Source organism: Pseudocoprococcus catus (assembly GCF_019734885.1).
Taxonomy (GTDB): domain Bacteria; phylum Bacillota; class Clostridia; order Lachnospirales; family Lachnospiraceae; genus Coprococcus_A; species Coprococcus_A catus.
The window spans coordinates 1-25459 of sequence record NZ_JAAXCM010000026.1 but is presented as its reverse complement, the minus strand read 5'-3'; the positions used below and the strand labels follow the sequence as shown (position 1 = coordinate 25459).

The following is a 25459-nucleotide window of genomic DNA, read 5'->3' as shown; positions in this document are numbered from 1 at the left end:
AAAATACTTGATTTTTATGGATGAAATGGTATAATGTGATAGACAATTTAATAATGGGAGAAATATTACAGAAAAAAGAGGTTTAAACGATTATGAAAAAGAAATCTGTCACAAAGATTCTTTTAAGTGTAATGGTGCTTTTGGTATCTGTTGCATTCTGCGCATGCGGAAGCAATAAGAGTACAGAGTCTTCTGAAACTGGTAATAGTTCTTCAGAAAAGACAACTGAATCTGCAGCAGATGGCACACAGTCTGACGCAGCAAATTCAGATACTTCCTGTTTTACAGTAGGTCTGTCACAGGAAATCAGCAGTCTTGACCCGCACGAAGATACGGATGCAGGAACTCGCAGTGTCTTATTTAACGTTTTTGAAGGTTTGGTAAAACCTACTACAGATGGTGATGTCACTCCAGCGGTAGCAAGTGATTACACAATCTCTGATGATGCGAAGACTTATACTTTCACATTAAGAGATGGAATTACTTTCCAGGATGGCAACCCTGTAACTGTCGAAGATATTAAATATTCATTAGAGAGAAGTGCGGAAATGGACGGCGAGTCTTCCGCACTTTCTGTTATTTCAGATATCAAAATTGTGGATGACAAGACAATCGAGCTGACACTGTCAGAGGCAAACTCAGAATTTATCTACAACCTGACAGTTGCAATCCTCGAACAGGCCAACGATGCTGAGCAGGCAACAAACCCAATCGGTACAGGTCCTTTCAAAGTGAAGAAGTTCGCTGAAGGTCAGTACCTTGAACTTGAGAAGTATGATGGCTACTGGAATCAGGATCTTGATTGTGTAACATCTGCAAAGTTCAAATTTATCGCTGATGCACAGGCTGCATTCCTTGAACTGCAGGGTGGTACAATTGATATGTTATTGTATCTGACAAACGATCAGGTTCAAGCATTAAATTCTGACTACAATGTTGTTGAATCAACAATGATGCTGATTCACGGTCTTTTCCTGAATAACTCTTACAAACCACTTCAGGATGTGCGTGTCAGACAGGCACTGAACTATGCGATTGATCGAGATGCGATCAATGAATTCCTGTTCAATGGCAAGAGTAAGATCATCCAGACACATGGCTATCCGATGATCACAGCATGGTATAATGCAGATACAGAAGGCACTTATACATATGATGTAGAGAAGGCCAAAGAACTTCTTACAGAAGCAGGATATGGTGATGGTTTTGATCTTGAGATCACAGTTCCAAGTAACTACTCACAGCATATTCAGACTGCAGAAATTATTGCAGAACAGCTGGCAGCAGTTGGTGTGAATGTGACAATCAACCAGATTGAATGGAGTGCATGGTTATCAGATGTATACCAGGGCAGAGATTATCAGTCAACAGTCATCGGATTTGATATCAGTTCTCAGGCACCATCTACATGGTACAAGAGATACTATACAGAATCCAGCAATGACTTTACAAACTTCAGCAATACAGAATATGATGAATTGTACGGTCAGGCACTGGCTACAGTTGATAAGGATCAGAAGCATGAGATTTACAACAAGCTTCAGCAGATTTTGACAGACGAGGCAGCATCTGTATTTATTGAAGATCCGGCCAATCTGATTGCTCTTAATAAGAAGTATACAGGTTATCAGACATATGCGGTTTCCGCAATTGACCTTTCACTGATCAAGTTGGCTCAGTAAAACGAACAAAAAATACGAATTTAATAAAGCACATGGGTAACCATGGCGGAGGTCATAATGAAATATTTTATAAAAAAAATTATTACTCTCATTATAACATTGTTATTTATTTCACTTCTGACCTTTACCGCTTTTAGTGTCATACCGGGAGATGCCGCTATTTCCAAACTGGGAGTGGATGCATCTCCCGAAGCTATTGCCAGGGTCAGAGCAGAGTATGAGTTGGATCAGCCTGTGATGACACGTTATGTGCATTGGCTTGAGAAGGCACTACACGGCGATTTTGGTCAATCCTACAAATACGATACAATGACAGTGACGCAGCTTTTAAAGTCACGACTTCCGGTCACGATTCTGTTGGCTGTGATGTCCTTTGTCATTATCGTTGTTATCGCTCTTCCATTGGGAATGCTGTCTGCACGATTTGCCGGTAAGTGGCTGGATGTGCTGATTAATCAGCTGACACAGATTACAATGGCGATTCCGTCGTTCTTTCTTGGTATTATACTGACGTATGTTTTCGGTCTTGTCTTTAAAGTATTTCAGCCGGGTGGGTATGTCAGTATGGAAGAGGACATGAAAGGATGCATTGAATATCTGATCCTTCCTGCAGTTGCAGTAGCGCTTCCGAAGATTGCAATGGTTGTGAAATATCTTCGTAATTCCGTTTTGAGTGAGATGAAGAAAGATTACGTCAGAACCGCTTACAGCAAAGGTAATTCTGTGAATCAGGTTTTGTACGGTCATGTTCTTCGTAATGCGCTGATACCGGTCATTACGTTTGTTGCGATGGTTGTTGCAGAGATTCTCGCCGGAAGCCTTGTGATTGAACAGGTTTTCAGTATCCCGGGGATGGGGCGTCTGATGATTACATCGATCTCAACCCGTGATTATCCGGTTGTTCAGGCAGCTGTTTTATATATTACATCTATCGTTGTCATTATCAATTTCCTTGTGGATGTTTTATATCAGCTGGCAGACCCAAGAGTTCGGACAGCGTAGGAGTGTAAGAAATGAAGAAACGTAATTACAGCCTGATCATTGGTTTGATCCTGACAGGCATTATCCTCATTATAACGATTATCGGTCAGTTCTGGACACCGTATGCGGTTACCGGAATGGACAGTCTGGCCAAGAATCAGGCGCCAAGTCTGATTCATCTGATGGGAACAGATAATTTCGGAAGAGATGTTTTCAGCCGTGTCATGAACGGCTGCGGCACAACCTTTTTTGTGGCACTTTCCACTGTGGCGATCGGTTGCTTCTTCGGTGTTATCATCGGCTCTCTGACAGGATTTTATGGTGGTCTGCTTGATGAGATCGTTATGCGAATCAATGATGTTTTATTATCATTTCCAAGTGTGCTGCTTGTCTTGATTTTTATCAGTTTTATCGGAACAGGTAAATACAAGATTATCATTGCACTGGGTGTGATGTTTATTCCAAGCTTTGCACGAATAGTGCGAAGTGAAGTGATACGATACAAATCCCAGGAATTTGTCCGGAGTGCCCAGGTGATGGGTGCGGGCAATCTGAGAATTATATTTGTTCATATTCTGCCAAATACAGCGGTCAGCCTGCTGACAGCGGCAGCAATCGGCTTTAACAATGCCGTTTTAGCAGAGGCAAGTATGAGTTATCTCGGATTGGGGGTACAGCCACCGGATCCAAGTCTCGGACGTATGCTTTCGGAGGCGCAGGCGTATATATTTACTGCACCGTGGTATGCTATTTGGCCAGGTGTTGTCATCGTGCTTATTATTCTCGGCTTCAGTCAGATCAGTGAAGGGCTGAGGGCCATCAGCGATTAGGAGGAACCTATGGATAAGGAATTATTAAAAATTGAGAATTTGACCATTGGTTTTCCAACAAAGAGTGGCATACACACAGTTGTGGATCATGTCAATCTTGAGGTGGGAAAAGGAGAAATCGTAGGAATCGTCGGTGAATCCGGTTCCGGCAAATCCATGACATCCCTTGCGGTGATGGGATTACTGAGTGAAGAGGCTCAGGTGTCTGAGGGCTCCATCCGTCTGAACGGACAGGAGCTGCTTGGCATGAGCCGTGAGGAAAGACGAAAGATCCAGGGGAGAAATATGTCCATGATCTTTCAGGAGCCGATGACTTCATTAAATCCGGTTATGAAAATCGGTACCCAGGTGGGAGAAAGTCTGAAACTGCATACAGATTTAGATAAAGAAACCATTCGAAAACGTGTGATTGAGACCCTGGCAAGTGTTGGCCTGAGAAATCCGGAGACACTGATTGATCAGTATCCTCATGAGATTTCAGGAGGTATGCGTCAGCGAGTGATGATCGCCATGGCTATCATCAATCATCCGGATCTGATTATTGCGGATGAACCGACAACTGCCCTTGATGTAACTGTGCAGGCACAGATTTTGAATCTGCTGAAGAAGATTCACAGGGATACGGGAAGTTCAATTCTGTTTATTTCCCATGACTTGAATGTTATCAAGGAAGTCTGTCAGAAGGTTGTTGTCATGTACAAGGGCGTGATCGTAGAACGCGGTGATGCCAAGGAAGTACTGAAGCATCCAAAACATGAATATACCCGCAAACTGGTGGCGTCTATGCCGGATCAGGTCAAGAAGAGTCAAAATACAAAGAAGCTTCTTGAAGTGAGCAATCTGAACGTTTATTATAAGGAAAACAAAAAGCTGTTTTCAAGTAAAAATCAGCGCAAACATATTATCCACAATATGAGCTTTGATTTGTATGAAGGAGAAATCCTCGGCGTTGTAGGAGAGAGTGGATGCGGAAAATCTACACTGGCCAAGACGATTGTCGGTTTGAACAAGGAATTCGACGGCAAGATGGAGATGGATCATCTGAAACCGCAGATGGTTTTCCAGGATCCCTTCAGTTCCCTGAATCCGGCCAGAAAGATTGGCTGGATCATGGAGGAGCCTTTGAAATTAAAAGGTATAAAGGATAAGAAGCAGAGAAAAGAAATGGTTGACCAGATGCTGGTCGAAATTGGTCTGGATCCGTCCTTTGCCAATCGTTATGCGAGAGAGCTTTCAGGTGGACAGCGTCAGAGAATCAGTATTGGCCTTTCACTGATGCGAGGTGAGAAGCTGATTATTGCAGATGAACCTGTTTCTGCACTTGATGTGACGGTACAGTCCCAGATTCTGCGCTTGCTTTTGAAGCTGCATGATGAAAAGAATCTGACCTACATGTTTATTTCTCATGATTTGAATGTTGTCCATCATATGTGCCACAGAGTAATCGTTATGTATCTTGGAAGAATTGTGGAGATGGCAGATGTGGATGAGCTCTACGATCATCCGTGTCATCCGTATACGAGAATGCTGTTTGACAGTATCCTCACGGATGAGGAAAAAACAGCAACAGATTGTGTCACTGTTAATGAATTATTGCAGGATGCCAGTGAGAATGAGGGTGGATGTCCATTTTACCATCGCTGTCACTATGCCGGTGAGAAGTGCCTGAATGATGTGCCGGCGCTGACAGATATTGGTACACCTGGTCATCCGCATTATGTAAGATGTGAAAGGATAGAATATGGAGAGAAATATACGGCTGCTGATTGAGTATGATGGAGGCAGATATGATGGGTGGCAGCGCCTTGGAAAAGGGCACGGTGTAACGATTCAGGGAAAACTTGAGGATGTTCTCGGTAAAATGACGGGAGAGAAAATCGAACTGATCGGTGCGGGAAGAACAGATGCTGGTGTACATGCTTATGAGCAGGTAGCTAATTTTCATACGAACAGTCAGATGAAGTGTTGGGAGATGAAATACTATCTGAATCGTTATCTGCCGGGTGATATTGCTGTCAACCGGGTGGACGATGTGCCGGAGCGTTTCCATAGCCGTTACAATGCCAAAGCCAAAAAATATCTCTATCGTATTGCTGTCGGCGATGTACCGTGTGTTTTTGACAGAAAATATACTTGGTATTGTTTTGACAAACTGGATGTGACAGCTATGAAAAAGGCAGCAGCCCTTCTCGTAGGTGAGCATGATTTCAAAGCATTTTGTTCCAATAAGCGAACCAACAAATCAACCGTGCGTGAAATCTATGATATAGATATCTACGCAGACACAAGAGAACTGCAGATCACCGTTTATGGCAATGGCTTCTTATACAATATGGTAAGAATCATTGTAGGAACATTGATCGAGGTCGGCAAAGGTGAACGCCGACCGGAAGAAATGACAGCCATTCTTGAAAGCAGAGACAGAACAAAAGCCGGGGCAACCGCTGCGGCACAGGGACTGTTCCTTCAGGAAGTGGAATATTAGACGATCATTGTGAACTGTTAGTGGTTTATGAGAACCTATAAAAATACCGGCTTCACAGCAGGCACGTTTGCACTGCCTATCGCTGTCAGCGGTACATAAGATGCCAAAAAACGGCATCTAAGTACCGGACGCGATAGAAGCACCTGCTGTGAAGCCGGTATTTTTATTAGGTTCATCTAAGTGCTATTGATAGTTCACAATGATCTGCGTATAGAAAGAGAGAAGCGGAATGTTAGCCCATTTTATGAGGTAAGGATTCCTTATGATGCGGAGATTTTATCCGGAGGAAATATCTGCCGGGAGGCGTTCATGGCGAAACATCGAGAATTCTGGAAGAACAAAGATCCACAGTTAAGCATGTCAGGTGCTTCTGGTGCGGCCGGTACTTAGGTGTTGTTTTTTTAACACCTTATGTACCGCTGCCAGCACCAGGCAGTGCAAACGGGCCTGAATGCTTAACTGTGGATCTTTGTTCTCAAAAGCCAGGGATGTTTCGCTGCCGCCCCCTCCCGGCAGATGGTGGAATTTAGTATTTTGTAGATATTAATAAAAAAGTTTAAAAAATTTAAAAAAAGTACTTGACGTTTTTGCTTTCCTGTTATATAATTCTTTTTGTCAAGAGACATTGGGCTATCGCCAAATTGGCAAGGCACAGGATTCTGACTCCTGCATTTGAAGGTTCGAGTCCTTCTAGCCCAGCTACTAGGTCAGACATCTTGCTGAGGCAAGATGTCTGTTTTTTTTATGTAATAGGAAATTCCGAGGAATTCCCTATTACATAAAAAGGCACTAACGCGTCTGTGATGCGCACTCGCGCAAAGATGTAGATTGTCGCAAGCGACCGCGCTCGGCGCGAGAATGTGCTTTGGCACATTCTTTTTTAATCCTGCGACAGATGAAGAGAGGAGACGGAGAATGTATATACATGACAGAAGAGTCACTTACAGTGAGATTTCTATGAGAGGTTATGCAGATATCGCGCAGATTGCCGAATACTTTCAGGACTGCAGTGTGTTTCAGTCAGAAGTGCTTGGAATGGGACTTGAATATCTGACCGAACATCATCTGGCATGGCTTTTAGCTTCATGGCAGATTGATGTCGATACATATCCGGAGATGGGCAGTCAAATCAGGGTGAGTACATGGCCATACAAATTTGATGCTGCATTTGGGTATAGAAATTTTATGCTTCAGGATGAGAACGGAAAGCGTATAGCAGTTGCTAATTCGCAGTGGATTCTTGTGGATACAGAAAGTGGACGCGTGGTTCGGATTACGCCTGAGATTGCATCGCATTATCCTATGGAAAAAAAAGCAGATATGACCTGTGCACCGCGAAAGATTGCCTTCAAAGAGGAGAAAAAGGAGCAGAAACCAATCTGTGTTCCAAAAGCATTTATTGATACCAATCAGCATATGAACAATGCACAGTACATAAGAACGGCATTGGAGTATGTTCCGGAGACTTTCCATATTCGCCAGGTGCGTGTAGAATATAAGAAAGCAGCTGTGCTTCATGATCAGCTGCATCCGTTTGTTTATATGGATGAGCAGATAATAAAGATCCTTCTTGGCGACCAGGAGGCACATCCATATGCTGTTGTAGAATTTAAAAATCAGATATAAATAGGATATAGGGAGAAGAACATGATCGAATTAGGTAAAAAACAAATTTTAACCGTTAAACGTATCAAAACATTTGGTGTCTATCTTGGATGTGATGGAGAAGATCAGGCTGTATTGCTGCCGGCAAAATATGTGCCGGAGGGAAGCGGGATTGGTGATGAGATAGAGGTTTTTGTATATCGTGATTCCCAGGACAGACTGGTGGCAACAACATTGGAGCCGAAACTGAGACTGGGAGAAACCGCAGTACTTGAAGTGAAGGAAGTAGGCAAGATTGGTGCATTCCTTGACTGGGGACTTGAGAAGGATCTTTTCCTTCCTTTCAAAGAGCAGACATGGCGCCCGGAGAGCGGACAGAGTTGCCTGGTTGCATTATATATTGACAAGAGCCATCGACTTTGTGCAACGATGAAGGTTTATGAATATTTGAAAACAGACAGTGACTATCAGAAGAATGACTATGTCGAGGGCATTGTTTATCAGATCAATGAGCATTATGGTGCCTTTGTAGCAGTAGACGGCAAATATCATGGCATGATTCCGGCAAAAGGCGTTCATGGCGGCGTAAAAATCGGTGCCCGTGTGCATGCAAGGGTTGTCAAAGTCCGGGAAGATGGCAAGATGGAATTATCCATGTCAGAGACTGTCAGTGTTCAGATGGACAAAGACGGGGAGAAAATCCTCAGACTTCTGGATAGTTATGACGGCGTCCTTCCTTTTACGGAGAAAGCCAGCCCGGAAGTGATCGAGCGTGAGCTTGGCATCAGCAAGGCGGCCTTTAAACGTGCTGTGGGAAGGCTGCTGAAGCAACAGAAGATCATGATCCAGGGCGGAAAAATCCGACGGATAGGTTGACAAAAAAGCGTATCATTGGTATAATCTTTTTGTAACAATAATGTAATAACTTACAATTGTTTATTAACAACTTGTAATTGGCACTCAACAATTACAGTATATGAACAAAGTAAAGTATAGAAAAGAGGTATACCGATGGTGAATCATAGATATAAAAGAGCTGTGTTAGGTATTACCACAGCTCTTGTTATTTCTGCATGTACAGTGCCGGCCATGGCAGCACCGATTACAATTAATACAGATCAGAGCATATCAGTTGTCAGCACCGACAGTACCTATGCAGGCGGTTTGGATCTTGAAGCCAGAATTATTACAACGGTTGAACAGGATCAGCGCTCTCCATATGCGAAGAAGGGTATCGCTGTGACAGATGATTATCTGAAGATCCGTACAGAGCCGAATAAAGATGCAGATGTAGTTGGTAAGCTTTATACGGGTTCCGGATGTGAGATCCGGGATATCAGTGATGGATGGGCTCATATTATATCCGGTGACTGTGAAGGCTATGTAAAGGCAAAGTATCTTCTGACCGGAACAGATGCCGAAGCTTATGCTGAAGAGCATAATGTTTCAGAATTAGTGGCAAAGTCCCAGAATGAGCAGATGTATTTATATGAAGAACCTTCAGCGGATTCCAAGATCGTGACAACTGTATGGGATCAGGAACTGACTGTGCTTGGGGCATCTGATGATGGCCAGTGGGTACAGGTGAAGGTTGGTGACAATACAGGCTATATTCCTGCTGATTCTGTTATTCTGGATGTGAAGTATGAAGAAGCTGTTTCTGTCGAAGAGGAGCAGAAGAAGGGGGCAGAAGAGGCAGCCAAGGCTGAATCTGAAGCAGCAGAAGCCGAAACAACAGAAACAGAAGCTGAGACCGAAGAAACTGAGACAGAGACAAAGGAAACAGAAGCTTCGGAGACTGAAGCAGATCAGACACAGGATTCTGCATCATATACAGATGTGAATGAAACAGTATGGGCAACATATTCTGTATCCATCCGTTCCGCAGCATCTACAGATGCAGATAAGCTTGGCGTGCTGGTGGGAAGCTACAGTATTACACGTACAGGTGTTGGTGACAATGGCTGGAGCAAGGTAGATTACAATGGCCAGGCAGGTTATATCAAGAGCGAATATCTGACAGCAACCAAACCTGCTGATGCTTCTGATGATGCACAGCAGACTGTTGAAGAGAAGGAAGAAACTGTTTATGCAACAGCCGGTGTGAATATCCGTGCAAAAGCATCCGCAGATGCAGATGTGATCGGAACATTGATTGCAGGCTACAGCATTACACGTACATCTGACAGCAATGGCTGGAGCAAGGTCAACTATGACGGTCAGACAGGTTACATCAAGAGTGATTATCTGACAACGACAAAACCTCAGGCAGCTGAGAACAATAATACATCTTCTTCCTCATCCTCTTCAAAGAGTGATATTGAAGAAGTAAATGAGACTGTTTACGCAACAGCTGGTGTGAATATCCGTGCGAAAGCATCCGCAGATGCCGATAAGATCGGAACTCTTGTGGCGGGCGGCAGCATTACACGAACAGGCAAGACAAGCAGCGGCTGGAGCCGTGTAGATTACGATGGCCAGACAGGTTATATCAAGAGTGATTATCTGACAACAACAAAACCAACTGTTACAAGCAATACAACAGCATCATCTTCATCCTCCAGTTCTTCACTGGGACAGCAGATTGCAGATTTTGCAGTACAGTATGTAGGCTATCCATATGTTTACGGCGGCAACAGCCTGACAGAAGGTGTTGACTGTTCCGGTTTCACCCAGCAGGTTTATCTGCACTTCGGTTATTCTATTCCGAGACGTGCAAGTATTCAGGCAACAGTGGGAACATCCGTAGCCATCAGTGATCTTCAGCCTGGAGATCTGGTATTTTACGGTGACAGCGAAGGTGTAGGCCATGTTGTTATCTATATCGGCAATGGACAGGTTGTTCATGCAAGTACACCATCAAAGGGAATCATCATTTCCGATCTGTACTACAGAACACCAATGTGTGCAAAACGTATTATCTAATCAATATACAAAAGAAAACGGTGTATTTACAGAGAAATTTGTGAATACATCGTTTTCTTTTTTTGTTTCCGGTGGAGGGAATGTTTCATTATGAAAACAATCTGAAAATGGACAATTGTGAGAAGTGCACAATAAATATGCCAAAACATGTCGAAGTTGCCCGATAGATGATAGGCATAGGTGGAAAGTTATCACCAAGTTATCCACAGGTATAAATGCTGAAAATACGCCATTTTTAAGTTATACACAGAGTTATCCACTTTATCCACAGGTTTGTGGATGAAAAAATGGTGGATATCTTACTGAACAAGACAAATATATGTTTTGGCTAAAACGTAAAAACTGTCAAAATTGCAAAAAAAAACTCGAAAGTACTTGACTTTAATATTGACAAATAATAGTGAAAATCGCATAAAAAATTCTAAATAAAATACATATAATAACCAAAAAAGTGATTTATTTTTTGAAAATTTAATGAATTGACTTGAAAAAATCGGTATTTATGATATAATAATTTTATAGTTTTACAAGTTGTAAGACAGAAACACCCTGATTTGTAATCAGTGGAATATAGATGAAGGAGATGGTTATATGCGTTATATCATCAGCGGCCGCAATATCACAGTTACAGAAGGATTGAAAGAAGCCATATATGACAAACTTGGCAAGCTTGAGAAGTATTTTACTCCTGATACAGAAGTGATTGTTACATTAAGTGTTGAGAAGCAGCGTCAGAAGATTGAAGTGACCGTTCCAGTGAAAGGACATACCATTCGTGCAGAACAGTCCAGTGATAATATGTATGTATCCATTGATCTTGTGGAAGAGATCATTGTTCGTCAGTTGAGAAAGTACAAGACGAGAATTGCGAACCAGCAGAACAGCAGGAAGAATTTCCAGCCGGCTTATCTGGAAATGGAGACAGATGGTGATGAGGAAGTGAAAATCGTCAGAACGAAGAAGTTTGCCATCAAGCCGTTGGATCCGGAAGAAGCTTGTGTTGAGATGGAACTGCTCGGACATTCATTCTTTGTATTCCGCAATGCACAGACCGATGAAGTCAATGTTGTTTATAAGAGAAAAGGCAACACATATGGTCTGATCGAGCCGGAGAACTAGATTTTATTTTTGCTGCCAGACTCAAAATGGGTCTGGCAGTTTTTTTACGCTTTTTTTATTTGCAAATGCCGATATATAGTGTTAGAATAAATTCGTTATAGACACGTTTCGGGTGCGCCGTGACAGAGAGATAGGCGGAATATAAGCGGGCGCACAATTCAGTGATTTTAGGAGAGAACTATATGGGAATTTTCAGCAAGATTATGGGTACACACAGTGAACGAGAACTGAAAAGGGTATATCCAATCGTTGATAAAATTGAAGCCATGGGACCTGCCATGGAGAAGTTATCGGATGAAGAGCTGAGGGCAAAGACAGATGAGTTCAAGAAACGTCTGTCCGAGGGCGAGACACTGGATGATCTTCTGGTGGAAGCTTATGCGGTTGTCAGAGAAGCGGCAACCCGTGTTCTTGGCATGCGTCATTACAGAGTACAGCTGATCGGTGGTGTGATCCTGCATCAGGGACGTATTGCAGAGATGAAAACCGGTGAAGGTAAGACACTTGTGTCTACACTCCCGGCATACTTGAATGCACTTGAGGGCAAGGGGGTTCATATTGTTACAGTCAATGATTACCTGGCTAATCGAGATGCAGAATGGATGGGTGCTGTCCATCGTTTTCTTGGACTGAGTGTCGGTGTTATTTTGAACAGTATGAATTCTGATGAACGTCGCGCTGCCTATCAGTGTGATATCACTTACGCGACCAACAATGAACTTGGTTTTGATTATCTGCGTGATAATATGGCTGTCTATGAAAAGCAGCTTGTGCAGCGTGAGCTGAATTATGCGATTATTGATGAGGTGGACTCCGTATTGATCGATGAAGCCAGAACACCTCTGATTATTTCCGGTCAGAGCGGCAAGTCAACGGCACTTTACAGCACATGTGATTATCTGGCCAAACGTATGACAAAGGGCGAACGTAAGGGCGAGATTAACAAGATGACAGTCATGATGGGCGATGAAATTGAAGAGACCGGTGATTTCATTGTCAACGAGAAAGAGAAGCATGTTGTTCTGACAGAACAGGGTGTCAAGAAGGTAGAGGATTACTTCCATCTGAACAACCTTGCAGACGCCGAAAATCTTGAGATCCAGCATGTTATGACACTGGCGCTTCGTGCCAATTATCTGATGTTCCGTGATAAGAACTATGTGGTCAAAGACGGCGAGGTTCTGATTGTTGATGAATTTACAGGTCGTATTATGCCTGGCCGACGTTATTCTGACGGTCTGCATCAGGCAATTGAGGCAAAGGAAGGCGTGGAAGTGAAGCGTGAAAGCCGTACGCTGGCAACGATCACACTGCAGAACTTCTTTAATAAATACAACAAGACGGCAGGTATGACAGGTACTGCTCTGACAGAAGAGGAAGAGTTCCGTGAGATTTATGGTCTGGATGTTATCGAGATCCCTCCGAATAAGAAGGTTATTCGTGTGGATCATGATGATCTTGTATTCGGTACACACAGAGAGAAGATCAATGCCATCGTCGAAGAAATTATTGAGACACATAAGAAGGGACAGCCTGTACTGGTTGGTACAATTACCATCGAAGGCTCTGAAGAAATCAGCAATCGTCTGAGAAAAGAAGGCATTCCGCACACTGTTCTGAATGCGAAGTTCCATGAGAAGGAAGCTGAGATTGTTGCCCATGCCGGTGAAAGAGGTGCGGTAACCATCGCTACCAATATGGCTGGTCGTGGTACGGATATCAAGCTCGGTGACGGTGTGGCTGAACTGGGCGGTCTGAAGATTATTGGTACAGAGCGGCATGAATCAAGACGAATCGACAATCAGCTGCGAGGCCGTGCCGGACGACAGGGAGATCCGGGTGATACAAGATTTTTTATTTCTCTGGAAGATGATCTGATGCGTCTGTTTGGTTCAGATAAGATGATGAAGGTGTTTAATGCACTGTCTCATGAAGACGGGATGGCTATTGAACATAAGATGCTTTCCAATGCTGTTGAGAAGGCGCAGAAGAAGATTGAGTCCAACAACTTTGCCATTCGTAAGAATTTGCTGGAATACGACCAGGTGAATAACGAGCAGAGAGAACTGATCTATGAAGAGCGCCGCCGTGTATTAAAGGGCGAGAATATGCATGATGAGATCGTCCGTATGATCGGTGATGTTATCAAGGCAGAGGTCAACGATGTGATTGATGAAGGACAGGCACCGGAAGAGTGGAATCTTCTGCTTTTGAACCGTACATTACTGCCGATTGCACCGATTAAGCCATTATCCATGAACAAGGATGATTATAAGGGGTATACAATAGATCGTCTGGTTGATGAAGTAACAGAACAGGTCAAAGATCTGTATGCGAAGAAAGAACAGGAGATTACAGAGGAAACAGGTTCTGCGGAGACATTCCGTGAGGTAGAGCGTGTCTTCTTGCTGAAAGTCATTGACAATAAGTGGATGAGCCATATTGACGATATGGATCAGCTGAGACAGAGTATTTCTCTTCAGGCTTATGCACAGAAGGATCCTGTCGTTGAATATCGTTATGCAGGTATTCAGATGTTTGATGAAATGATCGCAGCGATTTCCAAGGATATTGTGATGATCATGCTGCACATCCGCAAGAAACCGGAAGTGGAGCGCAAACAGGAAGTGAAAGTGACAGGAACCAACAAGGACGATTCAGGTCCAAAGAAACCTGTTCAGAGAAAGAACAAGAAAGTTCAGCCGAACGATCCTTGCCCATGCGGCAAGTGTTATCCGGACGGACGTCCGATCAAGTATAAGAACTGCTGTGGCCGCAATCAGTAATGTGGCCGGTGGGAATTTAAATAAAAATCGTGCCTGCTTTGCAGACACGATTTTGCACCAGGGCCTGTAAAAGTGCCCTGACATATAGAAAGAGGTGATTTTGGTGGTCGAATTCGATCAGATTAAATTTGCTCTGAACGGCTATGCCGTACCATTAAAAGAAGTGGGGGATTCACTTTGACCTGGCTGGTAAGAAGTCAAGGATCGAAGAATTAGAGCGTATGATGGAGGAACCTGGTTTTTGGGACAATGCAGACAAAGCCAACAACTCCATGAAGGAATTAAAGAATTTAAAAGATACTGTTGAAGAATATCATCGCCTTGAGACAGCATGGGAAGATGTAGAAACTTTGCTGGAGATGGGCTATGAAGAGAATGATGCATCTCTGATTCCGGAAGTTCAGGAGGCCATGGTAGATTTTGAGAAACGTTTTGAACATCTCAGAATTAAGACACTGCTTTCAGAAGAATACGATGGAGACAATGCCATCGTCACACTGCATGCCGGAGCCGGCGGTACGGAGGCCTGTGACTGGGTCGGTATGTTGTTTCGTATGTATACAAGATGGGCTGAGAAGCATGGCTTCGCGACGACTGTTCTGGATTATCTGGATGGTGAAGAAGCCGGCATCAAGTCCGTAACTGTTGAAATTGCCGGTGAGAATGCCTATGGTTATATGAAGAGTGAGAAAGGCATTCATCGTCTGGTGCGTATTTCACCGTTTAATGCAGCAGGCAAGCGGCAGACATCTTTTGCATCCTGCGATGTCATGCCGGATATTGAAGAGGATCTGGATATTGAGATCAATGATGATGATCTTCGAATTGATACGTACCGTTCCAGCGGAGCCGGCGGTCAGCATATCAATAAGACATCCTCGGCGATTCGTATTACACATTTGCCGACAGGGATTGTTGTCCAGTGCCAGAACGAAAGGTCTCAGCATATGAACAAAGATAAAGCGATGCAGATGCTGAAAGCCAAACTGTATCTTCTCAAGCAGCAGGAGAATCAGGAGAAGCTTTCAGGTATTCGCGGTGAGGTCAAGGACAATGCCTGGGGAAGTCAGATCCGTTCATACGTCATGCAGCCTTACAAACTAGTCAAGGATCATCGTACAGGTGCCGAGAGCAGCAATGTGGATGCGGTGATGGATGGAGATATCGATCTTTTTATCAATGCTTACCTGAAGTGGAACAATCTTTTAAAAAATCAGCCGCAGGAGCAATAAAACAGTTGCAATGGGGGATAATTTGTGCTACTATCGTTCTAGTAAAAACAAGTGTATTTCCTATGCGAACAAAAGGTGGATTTTATGGATAAAAGTGGCAAATATTACATTGTAAAGGAACGGGCATTGCCTGAAGTTTTACTGAAGGTTGTGGAGGCAAAGCGTCTGATCGATTCCGAGAAGGCGATGACTGTACAGGAAGCAACAGATGCCACGGGTATCAGCAGAAGTTCTTTTTATAAGTACAAAGATGATATTATTCCTTTTCATGAGAATGTCCATGGACGGACCATCACACTGAGCATACAGTTAGATGATGAGCCTGGATTGTTGTCTGGAATATTGGGTAAGATTGCAGATTATCATGCCAATATACTGACGATTCATCAGGCAATCCCGATCAATGGTGTAGCATCATTGACATTGAGTATCGACATTTTGCCGACAACAGGAGATTTTTCTGCACTTGTGGAGAGACTGAATGCCATGAAAGGCATTCATGACATAAAAATACTCGGAAGAGAATAGACACAGCACAGGTCTGAGTGCAGGAGGAGATTATTGTGAATATAGCTGTTTTAGGATATGGTACAGTAGGTTCAGGCGTGGTAGAGGTTCTGACAACGAACCGCGAGACAATTACAAAGCGCGCAGGTGAATCAATTGATGTAAAATATGTCCTGGATCTTAGAGATTTCCCGGGAGATCCGATACAGGAGAAGATTGTGCATGATTATCAGCCGATTCTGAATGATCCGGATGTGAAAATTGTTGTAGAAGTGATGGGCGGTGTTGAACCGGCTTACACATTTGTCAAGAAAGCACTTCAGGCAGGTAAGAGTGTAGCAACTTCCAACAAGGAGCTGGTGGCTAAGCGTGGTGCAGAATTGCTGGCCATTGCCAATGAGAAGAATGTTAATTTCCTTTTTGAGGCCAGTGTCGGCGGCGGTATTCCGATCATTCGTCCATTGAATCAGTCCCTGACAGCAGATGAGATCGATGAGATCACAGGCATTCTGAATGGTACAACAAATTACATGCTGACAAAGATGGATACAGAGGGTGCGGATTATGATGCCGTTCTGAAAGAAGCACAGAACAAAGGCTATGCGGAACGTCATCCTGAGGCAGATGTGGAAGGTTATGATGCCTGCCGTAAGATTGCAATATTAACTTCTCTGGCCTGTGGCAAGCAGGTGGATTATGAAGATATCCATACAGAGGGAATTACACATATTACAGAGACAGATTTCAAATATGCCAAAGCGATGCATATGGGCATAAAGCTTCTGGGAACGAGCAGAAGAGAAGAAGGCGGTCTGTTTGCTCTTGTTGCACCAATGATGGTTGCAGAGGATCATCCGCTTTACAGTGTGAATGATGTGTTTAATGCTATCCTTGTGAAGGGCAACGCATTGGGTGATGTGATGTTCTACGGCAAGGGCGCCGGCAAACTTCCGACAGCCAGTGCAGTTGTTTCTGATGTGGTGGATGCAGTCAAGCATATGGGCACTCATATTATGACCATCTGGCAGCCACAGAAACTGAAGCTCTCTGATTATGAATGCTATCAGAGCAGATTCTTTGTTCGTGTGAAAAATGGCACAGAGGATCAGGTGAAAGATTTATTCGGTGATGTGGACATCTGCCATGCAGAAGGTGTTAAGGATGAGTATGGTTTTGTGACAGAACCAATGACAGTGAAGACTTTTGAAGAGAAGAAATCACAGCTGGATGGCTTCATTGCACGTATTTTCATGAATTAACAAATAATGTAACTGTTCAGAGCCAACCTCCAAAATGCTACGCATTTCGTCGGTGTGGCGTATCCGCCAAATAAAATTTCAAAAACAGTCTTAAAAATGTAAGCATTTTATACCTGTTTTTTGAAATTTTGCTTGGCTCTGAACAGTTACCAAATAATAAATAAAAGTGATCGGGGCTGCGGCAAGAATAATATTATTTTGCTGCAGCCCTGTTGCATCTCTTTTCAAATCAAATATAACAATCAATAAGGAGAGAAGTATGATAGATATTGAAGCAAAACTGAGCAGTGAACTTGGTGTTGAGAAATGGCAGGTGACGGCGGCTGTACAGTTGATAGATGAAGACAATACCATTCCATTTATTGCCCGTTATCGTAAAGAAAAGACAGGGGCACTCAATGATGAAATACTGAGAAAACTATATGAACGTCTGGTATATCTGAGAAATCTTGAAGACAAGAAACAGCAGGTGATCGCAACGATCCGGGATCAGGGAAAGATGACAGATGCTTTGCTGAAACAGATTGAAGAGGCCCAGACACAGGTAGTTGTGGATGATTTATATCGTCCATATCGTCCAAAGCGCCGGACCAGAGCCATGATCGCCAAAGAAAAAGGCCTGGAAAAACTGGCGGTAGCTGTAATGGCACAGAATCTCAAGCATTCCGTTGAAGAAGAAGCAGCAGTTTATGTATCCGAAGAAAAGGGCGTGGCCAATATCAAAGAAGCTGTGGAAGGTGCATCTGATATTCTGGCTGAGAATATTGCAGATACAGCAGCCTACCGCATGTGGATCCGTCAGCAGTTTGAAAAAGAAGGCTGCCTTGTGTCGGAGGCAAAGGATGATCAGACAAAATCTGTTTATGAGATGTATTATCATTTTTCGGAACCTGTGTCAAAAATTGTGGGACACAGAATTCTGGCTATCAACAGAGCAGAAAAAGAAAAGATTATCAACGTTACTATTGAAGCACCAGAGGCATCTCTGATCGGATGGCTGAAACGGCAGGTTGTCCATCAGAAAAATCCATATACAACACCGATGTTGGAAGCAGCAGCGGAGGACAGTTATCGCAGACTGATCGCGCCTGCTGTGGAGCGCGAAGTAAGAAATGCACTGACAGAAAAGGCTGAAGAGGGGGCTATGACTGTTTTCGGAAAGAATCTGCATCAGCTGTTGATGCAGCCTCCGATCAAAGGACAGACGGTTCTTGGATGGGATCCGGCATTTCGAACAGGCTGTAAACTGGCTGTTGTGGATCCAACGGGAAAGGTCTTGGACACAGTTGTGATCTATCCGACAGAACCGCAGAAAAAAATTGATCAGGCCAAAGAAGTTCTGAAAAAGCTGGTTAAGAAGTACGGGATTACTTTGATTTCCCTTGGAAATGGAACTGCTTCCAGAGAATCCGAGCAGGTGATTGTTGAGTTTCTGAAAGAAATATCTGAGAAGGTGGCCTATGTGATCGTTAATGAAGCAGGTGCCAGTGTTTATTCCGCCAGCAAACTGGCAACGGAAGAATTTCCGAATTTTGATGTCGGCCAGAGAAGTGCGGCATCCATTGCAAGACGATTGCAGGATCCATTGGCTGAACTGGTCAAGATTGATCCAAAAGCCATTGGTGTCGGACAGTATCAGCATGATATGAACCAGAAGAAACTGTCAGAAGTATTGTCTGGTACCGTTGAGGACTGCGTGAATAAAGTCGGCGTGGATTTAAACACGGCTTCTGCATCATTGCTTGAATATGTTTCCGGCATCAGCAAAACAGTAGCCAAAAATATCGTGGCTTACAGGGAAGCAAATGGTCGGTTTGACAACAGAAAGCAATTGCTGAAAGTGTCGAAGCTGGGACCGAAAGCTTATGAACAGTGTGCAGGTTTCCTGCGCATCAGCGACGGCAGTCAGCCTTTGGACAATACAGGCGTTCATCCGGAAGCGTATGATGCTGTTAAGAAACTGCTGTCAGAGCTGGGAATAGAACCTGAAAAACTTCGTGAAGGAAGCATTCCTGTCCGAATTGAAGATTATGCGAAGATGGCGGAAAAATTATCGATTGGTGAGATTACGCTGCATGATATTGTCCATGAACTGAGACGTCCGGGAAGGGATCCGCGAGAAGATATGCCGAAGCCGGTACTTCGCACGGATGTCCTTGAAATGAAAGACTTGAAACCGGGCATGATCTTAAAGGGCACAGTCAGAAATGTCATTGATTTTGGTGTGTTTGTGGATATCGGTGTTCACCAGGACGGATTGGTGCATATTTCACAGCTGACGAATAAAAAATTTGTCCGTCATCCAATGGAAATGGTCAGTGTCGGTGATGTGGTGGAAGTCAAAGTGATGTCTGTTGACCTGGCGAAGAAACGTATTCAGTTGACAATGATTCTTGATTAATATACTATTATAGATTAGATACAAGGAGGCAAAATGGACGAGATTAAATTTAAGATTACATTAAAAGTGAATGATCTTTACTATTTTATGATGCATCATTATTACAGCAAGCCTGCAGGTATCATAGGCCTGGTGCTCAGCCTTGGTTCACTTGTATTGCTGATTACCCGATGGAATGTGACAGATGCAACTGCCAAGATGCTTTATTTTATCATTGCAGTGCTGTTTACCGTTATTAATCCACTGATGCTGAGGACAAAGGCAAAGGCACAGATCCAGAGGAACAAATCTCTGGGCGGCGGTCTGGAATATATTTTGTCAGATGAGCACCTTTCAGTATGCCTTGGAGAAGAAAAGGCGGATATTGAATGGAACCAGATCATTAAAGTCAAAGATAACGGCCGGGAACTGGTGGTTTATATGACCGCAGCTCGTGCTTATATCTGGCCGAAGGACCAGCTGGGGGTGCAGTATGACGCTGTGACAGCTTTCTTAAAGAAACATATTGATGCAGGAAAAATAAAAGTGAAATAATTGCTCAGGACAATTAAAAATCGAGAGAGTCAGATTATGAAGATAGAAACATTTAGTGCGGAAGAAACATATAAAATAGGTGAGCAGATGGGCAGGGAGGCCAAGGCAGGAGATGTTATCTGCCTGATTGGCGATCTTGGCGTTGGCAAAACCGTGTTTACCCAGGGATTTGCAGCAGGACTCGGTATTGCAGAACCGGTCAGTAGTCCGACATTTACGATTGTTCAAACTTATGATGAGGGGAGAATCCCGTTTTATCACTTTGATGTTTATCGAATTGGTGATGTGGAAGAAATGGAAGAAATCGGATTTGATGAGTATATTTTCGGTGAAGGCGTCTGCCTGATCGAATGGGCCAATCTGATCGAAGAAATTCTTCCGCCCCATTACCGGACAGTGAAGATAGAAAAGGTACTTGAAAAAGGTTTTGATTATCGAATGATTACAATCGAGGCGGAAGGAGAATTGCTGTGAAGATATTAGTATTGGAGAGCTCCGGCATGGTGGCTTCAGTTGCAGTGGTAACCGAAGAAAAACTGGTGGGGGAATATACAACAAATTTTAAAAAGACCCATTCGCAGACATTATTGCCTATGATGGACACATTATTGAAGATGATCGGTATGCCGATTCGGGAGATGGATGCCATTGCGGTTTCCGGTGGCCCGGGTTCTTTTACCGGCTTAAGAATCGGCTCCGCAACAGCCAAGGGACTTGGCCTGGCATTAAATATTCCGATTATCAGCGTGCCTACGGTGGATGCCATCGCTTATAATCTGTTTGGAACAGATGCAGTGGTGTGCCCACTGATGGATGCCCGCAGAAATCAGACGTATACAGGATTATATGTTTTTGAGGATAATCAGATGAAGTGCATTTCAGGCCAGAAAGCGGTGATGCTCAGTGAGATAGTTGATGAGATCAATCAGCTGGGACGCAAGGTGATCTTTCTGGGAGACGGGGTGCCGGGATTTAAAGCTTATATAGAAGAACATATTCAGGTACCGCACAGCTATGCACCGATTCATCTGAGTCAGCAGAGAGCAGGTGCCCTTGGTGCACTGGCGCTTCAATATTATCATGAAGGCAGATATGAATCAGCAGCGGATCATCAGCCGGATTATCTCCGCCTTTCGCAGGCAGAAAGGGAACTGGCTGCCAAAAAAGGGCAGGAAAAGGTATGATCATAAGAAAAATGGAGCTCAGGGATCTGCCGCAGGTAGTGATGATTGAGGAAAGTCTTTTTAGTGATCCGTGGACGGAAAATGCTTTTCGGGATACGTTGGATCAAAAAGAGGCGGATTTTGTTGTTACTGTCAGTGAGCAGGAAGAGATTATTGGCTACTGTGGGGCTTACAGAGCACTGGATGAAGCGGAAATTGTCAATGTTGCCATCAGGAAAAAAGATCAGAATCAGGGAGTCGGAGCTGGAATGGTTCGGACACTGATTGAGGAAGAAAAGAAAAAGGGTGTTCACTTTTTTATTCTTGAAGTGCGGGAAAGCAATTTATCGGCACAGCACTGTTATGAGAAACTTGGATTTAAAAGCATCGGTATCCGCAAAAATTTTTATGATTGCCCGAGGGAAAATGCCCTGATCATGCAGATGGAAAGTATTGCCGGTGACGAATGAAACGTATTTTTGTATAATAGACCTTGTCGACAAAGATCATTATTGGGAAAACAGGGGAGGCTTCTATGAAAAAATACGATGAGATAATTAAAAAAGAAGTATTCGTATGTAATTGCTGCGGAGAGCAGATTGCAGCTGTTGACGAGAGTGACAGGGCGGCTTTTCTGGATGTGCGCAAGGCATGGGGATATTTTTCAAAGTGGGATGGCTGTATCCACCATTTTCATATATGTGAAAAATGCTATGAAAAAATGATACAGTCATGGCTTTATCCGCCAGATGTGGCAGAACAGACGGAATTGATGTAAAAATAGACATTGTGCCGGAGCCCTTGGCGGAGGGTGATAGATAGAAAGAGGAATGATATGCTGGATTTATGTTTGCTTGGAACAGGAGGAATGATGCCGCTGCCGTACCGGTGGCTGACATCGTTGATGCTGCGCTACAATGGCAGCAGTTTATTAATTGATTGCGGGGAAGGTACACAGATTGCTATTAGAGAAAAGGGATGGAGCTTCAGACCGATTGATATTATCTGCATTACCCATTTCCACGGAGACCATATCAGCGGCCTGCCGGGTATCCTGCTGGCTATGAGTAATTCTGACAGAACAGAACCGTTGACCATGATCGGGCCAAAAGGTCTGGAGCGTGTTGTAAAAGCACTGAGAGTGATCGCTCCGGAATTGCCATTTGAAATTAAGTTTATCGAGTTGACGGAGCCGCAGCAGCAGATCCGTCTTCGCGGATATGTGATAGATGCATTTAAAGTTAACCACCGCGTCACATGCTATGGATATAGTATATCTATTGAGCGTGCAGGTATGTTTGAGGTTGACAAGGCGAAACAAAATGACGTTCCGATGCGGTTCTGGAGCAGGCTGCAGAAGGGTGAGACAATAGAGTCGGACGGACGTGTGTACTTTCCGGAACTTGTTCTGGGGCCGGCAAGAAAAGGACTGAAAGTGACCTATACAACAGATACCAGACCGACGGACAGCATTGTCAGAAATGCCAAGGATTCGGATCTTTTTATCTGTGAAGGTATGTATGGTGAAAAAGGTGATGTCAATAATGCGGTCAAATATAAGCATATGACTTTTGAGGAAGCCGGAAGACTGGCAAAGCAGGCCGGCGTCAAAGAACTCTGGCTGACCCATTACAGTCCGGCATTGAACAGACCGGAGCAGTATATTGAAGATGTACGTCAGATTTTCCAGAATTCTTATCCGGGCAAGGATAAGAAGTCGCTGGAACTGAATTTTGAGGAGTCATAAAAATGGATAAAGATGTTTTAATTTTGGCCATTGAAAGTTCATGTGATGAAACTGCAGCTGCAGTTGTAAAAAATGGCCGTGATGTGTTGTCAAATATTATTTATTCCCAGATCGAGCTGCACAAATTATACGGTGGCGTTGTACCTGAAATTGCATCAAGAAAACATATCGAGAAAATCAATCCGGTTATTACCGCAGCTTTGGAAGAGGCAAAAGTGACACTGGATGATATTGATGCCATTGCTGTTACTTATGGACCGGGACTTGTGGGCGCTTTATTGGTAGGTGTGGCAGAAGCCAAGGCAATCAGTTATGCATCAGGTAAACCATTAGTGCCGGTTCACCATATCGAGGGACATATTTCTGCCAACTATATTGAAAACAAAGATCTCGAACCACCTTTTTTATGTATGGTGGTATCCGGGGGGCATACACATCTTGTCCTGGTCAAAGATTATGGGCAGTATGAAATTATTGGCAGGACTCATGATGATGCTGCGGGAGAAGCTTTTGACAAAGTAGCGAGAGCCATTGGTCTGGGATATCCTGGCGGACCGAAGGTGGATAAGCTGGCAAAAGAAGGCAACGGTGATGCGATTACATTCCCGAAAGCACATATTCAGGGAGCACCTTTGGATTTTAGTTTCAGCGGCGTCAAATCAGCTGTTCTGAATTATCTGAACGAGTGTCATATGAAGAATATAGAAGTCAACAGAGCGGACGTGGCAGCCTCTTTCCAGAAAGCGATTGTTGATGTTATTGTTGAACATACAATGAAGGCTGCAAAGGAATACAATATAAAGAAAGTTGCTCTTGCCGGAGGTGTTGCATCCAATAGCGCACTCCGCGGTGCAATGGAAGAGGCCTGCAGCAGACGCAATATCAAATTCTACCGACCATCTCCATTATTATGTACAGATAACGCAGCCATGATCGGTGCGGCAGGTTACTACGATTTTCTGAATGGCAAAAGAGCCGGGCTTGATTTAAACGCCGTACCAAATCTGAAGATTGGAGAGAAGGCATAATGACAGCGGATGGAAAAAGAACAGCAGCGGTTGTTCTTGCAGCAGGCAGCGGCAAAAGAATGGGAACTGCTGTGCATAAACAGTATCTTCTGATTAAAGACCGTCCGGTGATTTACTATACACTTCAGGCATTTGAAGATTCTGAGGTGGACGAGGTCATTCTTGTGACGGGAGCAGATGAAGTTGACTACTGCCGCAAAGAGATTGTGGAGGCTTATCGCTTCAAAAAGGTGCGTGATGTTGTAGCGGGCGGCAAGGAGCGCTATGATTCCGTCTATGAAGGTTTAAAGGCTTTGTCAGGGTGTGATTACGTCCTTATTCATGATGGAGCCAGACCGTTGATTTCAAGAACATTGATTAATGCCAATATTAACTGTGTGCAGGAAACAAAAGCCTGCATTACAGCTGTGCCTGCAAAAGATACAATTAAGGTGGCGGATGACAATGGTTATGTGGCTGATACACCGGATCGCTCCAGATTGTGGCAGATTCAGACGCCGCAAAGTTTTTCGTATGCCCTGGTATTGGAAGCTTACAGGAAGCGGGAAGAGGCCATGGATGGCACAATGACAGATGATGCTATGGTGGTTGAAAAATATACCAGTCATCCGATCAGGCTATTAAAGGGAGATTACCGCAATATCAAGATCACAACACCGGAAGATCTGGTGATTGCAGAGGCTTTTTTGGATAATTTGTAATTGTTGTAATTTTTTTGAAAAAAAGTAAAATTAGTTGTTGACATTTAGCTTTTGAGATGATAATATATCTATTGTCGCGTGAGACCTTCCATGAAAGGAACAACGCAATGGAGAAGTGTCCGAGTGGTTTAAGGAGCTGGTCTTGAAAACCAGTGACTCCGCAAGGGGCCGTGGGTTCGAATCCCACCTTCTCCGCTGTATCCGCTTGGATACTAATTAAATATCGCTTGTAAGTCAGCTTGTTTGGAGAAGTACCCAAGAGGCTGAAGGGGCTCCCCTGGAAAGGGAGTAGGTCGTTAATAGCGGCGCGAGGGTTCAAATCCCTCCTTCTCCGTTTGGTATTTTCCAAAGGAGAACTGGTTGACTGAGTGAGAACGAACATTGACAGTTTAATAATAAAACAATCCCGAAAATTCCTAAAAAGAATTTTTAAGAACACAAACCAAAGTAAAACGGGAAGAGATAACAGCTAGC

At 43.7% G+C, this 25459-nt stretch carries 22 protein-coding genes and 3 tRNA genes; all 25 read left to right on the top strand.

The annotated features are described in order from the left end of the window. Positions 1 to 92 precede the first annotated feature (92 nt). The 25 genes from HED67_RS06915 to HED67_RS06795 all read left to right on the top strand — a co-directional run bounded on the left by HED67_RS06915 (position 93) and on the right by HED67_RS06795 (position 25319). Positions 93 to 1682 carry an ABC transporter substrate-binding protein gene (locus HED67_RS06915; protein WP_221717842.1) on the top strand — a complete coding sequence of 530 codons (1590 nt, stop codon included), beginning with the start codon at positions 93 to 95 and terminating at the stop codon, positions 1680 to 1682. Positions 1683 to 1739: 57 nt separating this feature from the next. Continuing rightward, positions 1740 to 2684 (top strand): ABC transporter permease, encoded by a 945-nt coding sequence (locus HED67_RS06910; RefSeq protein WP_178441187.1) that lies wholly within the window; start codon positions 1740 to 1742, stop codon positions 2682 to 2684. A gap of 11 nt (positions 2685 to 2695) precedes the next feature. Then, positions 2696 to 3493 carry an ABC transporter permease gene (locus HED67_RS06905; RefSeq protein WP_178441184.1) on the top strand — a complete coding sequence of 266 codons (798 nt, stop codon included), beginning with the start codon at positions 2696 to 2698 and terminating at the stop codon, positions 3491 to 3493. Between the two features lie 9 nt (positions 3494 to 3502). Next, positions 3503 to 5263, top strand: coding sequence for an ABC transporter ATP-binding protein (locus tag HED67_RS06900; RefSeq protein ID WP_215631295.1), 1761 nt, complete (start codon positions 3503 to 3505; stop codon positions 5261 to 5263). Next, entirely contained in the window at positions 5235 to 5978 is a 744-nt protein-coding gene (truA, locus tag HED67_RS06895; protein ID WP_215631294.1) for a tRNA pseudouridine(38-40) synthase TruA, read from the top strand. The genes HED67_RS06900 and truA overlap by 29 nt, the downstream gene beginning before the upstream one ends. Positions 5979 to 6604: 626 nt before the next feature. Continuing rightward, positions 6605 to 6677, top strand: a tRNA-Gln gene (locus HED67_RS06890). 216 nt (positions 6678 to 6893) lie between these two features. Next, the gene (locus HED67_RS06885; RefSeq protein WP_221717841.1) at positions 6894 to 7604 is read left to right on the top strand and encodes an acyl-[acyl-carrier-protein] thioesterase; all 711 of its coding nucleotides are present in this window, start codon (positions 6894 to 6896) and stop codon (positions 7602 to 7604) included. Between the two features lie 21 nt (positions 7605 to 7625). Continuing rightward, entirely contained in the window at positions 7626 to 8459 is an 834-nt protein-coding gene (locus tag HED67_RS06880; RefSeq protein WP_215631291.1) for a CvfB family protein, read from the top strand. A 135-nt stretch (positions 8460 to 8594) separates the two neighbouring features. Beyond that, positions 8595 to 10508 (top strand): SH3 domain-containing protein, encoded by a 1914-nt coding sequence (locus tag HED67_RS06875; protein ID WP_221717840.1) that lies wholly within the window; start codon positions 8595 to 8597, stop codon positions 10506 to 10508. Positions 10509 to 11099: 591 nt separating this feature from the next. Then, a complete protein-coding gene (hpf, locus tag HED67_RS06870; RefSeq protein ID WP_178438699.1) occupies positions 11100 to 11627 on the top strand; it encodes a ribosome hibernation-promoting factor, HPF/YfiA family in 528 nt (175 codons plus the stop codon). Positions 11628 to 11809: 182 nt separating this feature from the next. After that, positions 11810 to 14413, top strand: a complete 2604-nt coding sequence (gene secA, locus HED67_RS06865; protein ID WP_178438696.1) for a preprotein translocase subunit SecA — start codon at positions 11810 to 11812, stop codon at positions 14411 to 14413. A gap of 103 nt (positions 14414 to 14516) precedes the next feature. Continuing rightward, positions 14517 to 15645, top strand: a protein-coding gene (gene prfB / locus HED67_RS06860) for a peptide chain release factor 2 (RefSeq protein WP_408639818.1) whose coding sequence is annotated in 2 segments (ribosomal slippage) — positions 14517 to 14579 and positions 14581 to 15645 — 1128 coding nt in all. Because the reading frame shifts where the segments join, the coding sequence is not laid out codon by codon here. An 84-nt stretch (positions 15646 to 15729) separates the two neighbouring features. Next, complete coding sequence (locus HED67_RS06855; protein ID WP_215631288.1) at positions 15730 to 16173, top strand: ACT domain-containing protein; 444 nt, start codon at positions 15730 to 15732, stop codon at positions 16171 to 16173. A 32-nt stretch (positions 16174 to 16205) separates the two neighbouring features. Continuing rightward, positions 16206 to 17411, top strand: coding sequence for a homoserine dehydrogenase (locus HED67_RS06850; RefSeq protein WP_221717850.1), 1206 nt, complete (start codon positions 16206 to 16208; stop codon positions 17409 to 17411). Between the two features lie 259 nt (positions 17412 to 17670). Then, positions 17671 to 19812, top strand: coding sequence for a Tex family protein (locus HED67_RS06845; protein ID WP_221717839.1), 2142 nt, complete (start codon positions 17671 to 17673; stop codon positions 19810 to 19812). Between the two features lie 33 nt (positions 19813 to 19845). After that, complete coding sequence (locus HED67_RS06840; protein ID WP_178441721.1) at positions 19846 to 20346, top strand: YcxB family protein; 501 nt, start codon at positions 19846 to 19848, stop codon at positions 20344 to 20346. A gap of 36 nt (positions 20347 to 20382) precedes the next feature. Then, positions 20383 to 20820, top strand: coding sequence for a tRNA (adenosine(37)-N6)-threonylcarbamoyltransferase complex ATPase subunit type 1 TsaE (gene tsaE / locus HED67_RS06835; protein ID WP_221717838.1), 438 nt, complete (start codon positions 20383 to 20385; stop codon positions 20818 to 20820). Continuing rightward, positions 20817 to 21530 carry a tRNA (adenosine(37)-N6)-threonylcarbamoyltransferase complex dimerization subunit type 1 TsaB gene (gene tsaB / locus HED67_RS06830; protein WP_221717837.1) on the top strand — a complete coding sequence of 238 codons (714 nt, stop codon included), beginning with the start codon at positions 20817 to 20819 and terminating at the stop codon, positions 21528 to 21530. The genes tsaE and tsaB overlap by 4 nt, the downstream gene beginning before the upstream one ends. Beyond that, entirely contained in the window at positions 21527 to 21979 is a 453-nt protein-coding gene (rimI, locus tag HED67_RS06825; RefSeq protein WP_221717836.1) for a ribosomal protein S18-alanine N-acetyltransferase, read from the top strand. Before tsaB ends, rimI begins: the two co-directional genes overlap by 4 nt. A 65-nt stretch (positions 21980 to 22044) precedes the next feature. Further along, positions 22045 to 22287, top strand: a complete 243-nt coding sequence (locus tag HED67_RS06820; protein WP_178441725.1) for a hypothetical protein — start codon at positions 22045 to 22047, stop codon at positions 22285 to 22287. 57 nt (positions 22288 to 22344) lie between these two features. Next, positions 22345 to 23256: a ribonuclease Z gene (locus HED67_RS06815; protein ID WP_221717835.1), complete on the top strand. Its 912-nt coding sequence runs from the start codon at positions 22345 to 22347 to the stop codon at positions 23254 to 23256. Positions 23257 to 23258: 2 nt separating this feature from the next. Continuing rightward, positions 23259 to 24284, top strand: a complete 1026-nt coding sequence (gene tsaD / locus HED67_RS06810) for a tRNA (adenosine(37)-N6)-threonylcarbamoyltransferase complex transferase subunit TsaD (protein WP_178441727.1) — start codon at positions 23259 to 23261, stop codon at positions 24282 to 24284. Beyond that, on the top strand, positions 24284 to 24985 hold the full coding sequence (gene ispD, locus HED67_RS06805) for a 2-C-methyl-D-erythritol 4-phosphate cytidylyltransferase (RefSeq protein ID WP_178441728.1): 702 nt from the start codon (positions 24284 to 24286) through the stop codon (positions 24983 to 24985). The genes tsaD and ispD overlap by 1 nt, the downstream gene beginning before the upstream one ends. A 109-nt stretch (positions 24986 to 25094) precedes the next feature. Next, a tRNA-Ser gene (locus HED67_RS06800) sits at positions 25095 to 25180 on the top strand. 50 nt (positions 25181 to 25230) lie between these two features. After that, positions 25231 to 25319 (top strand) — tRNA-Ser (locus HED67_RS06795). The last annotated feature ends 140 nt before the right edge of the window (positions 25320 to 25459 follow it).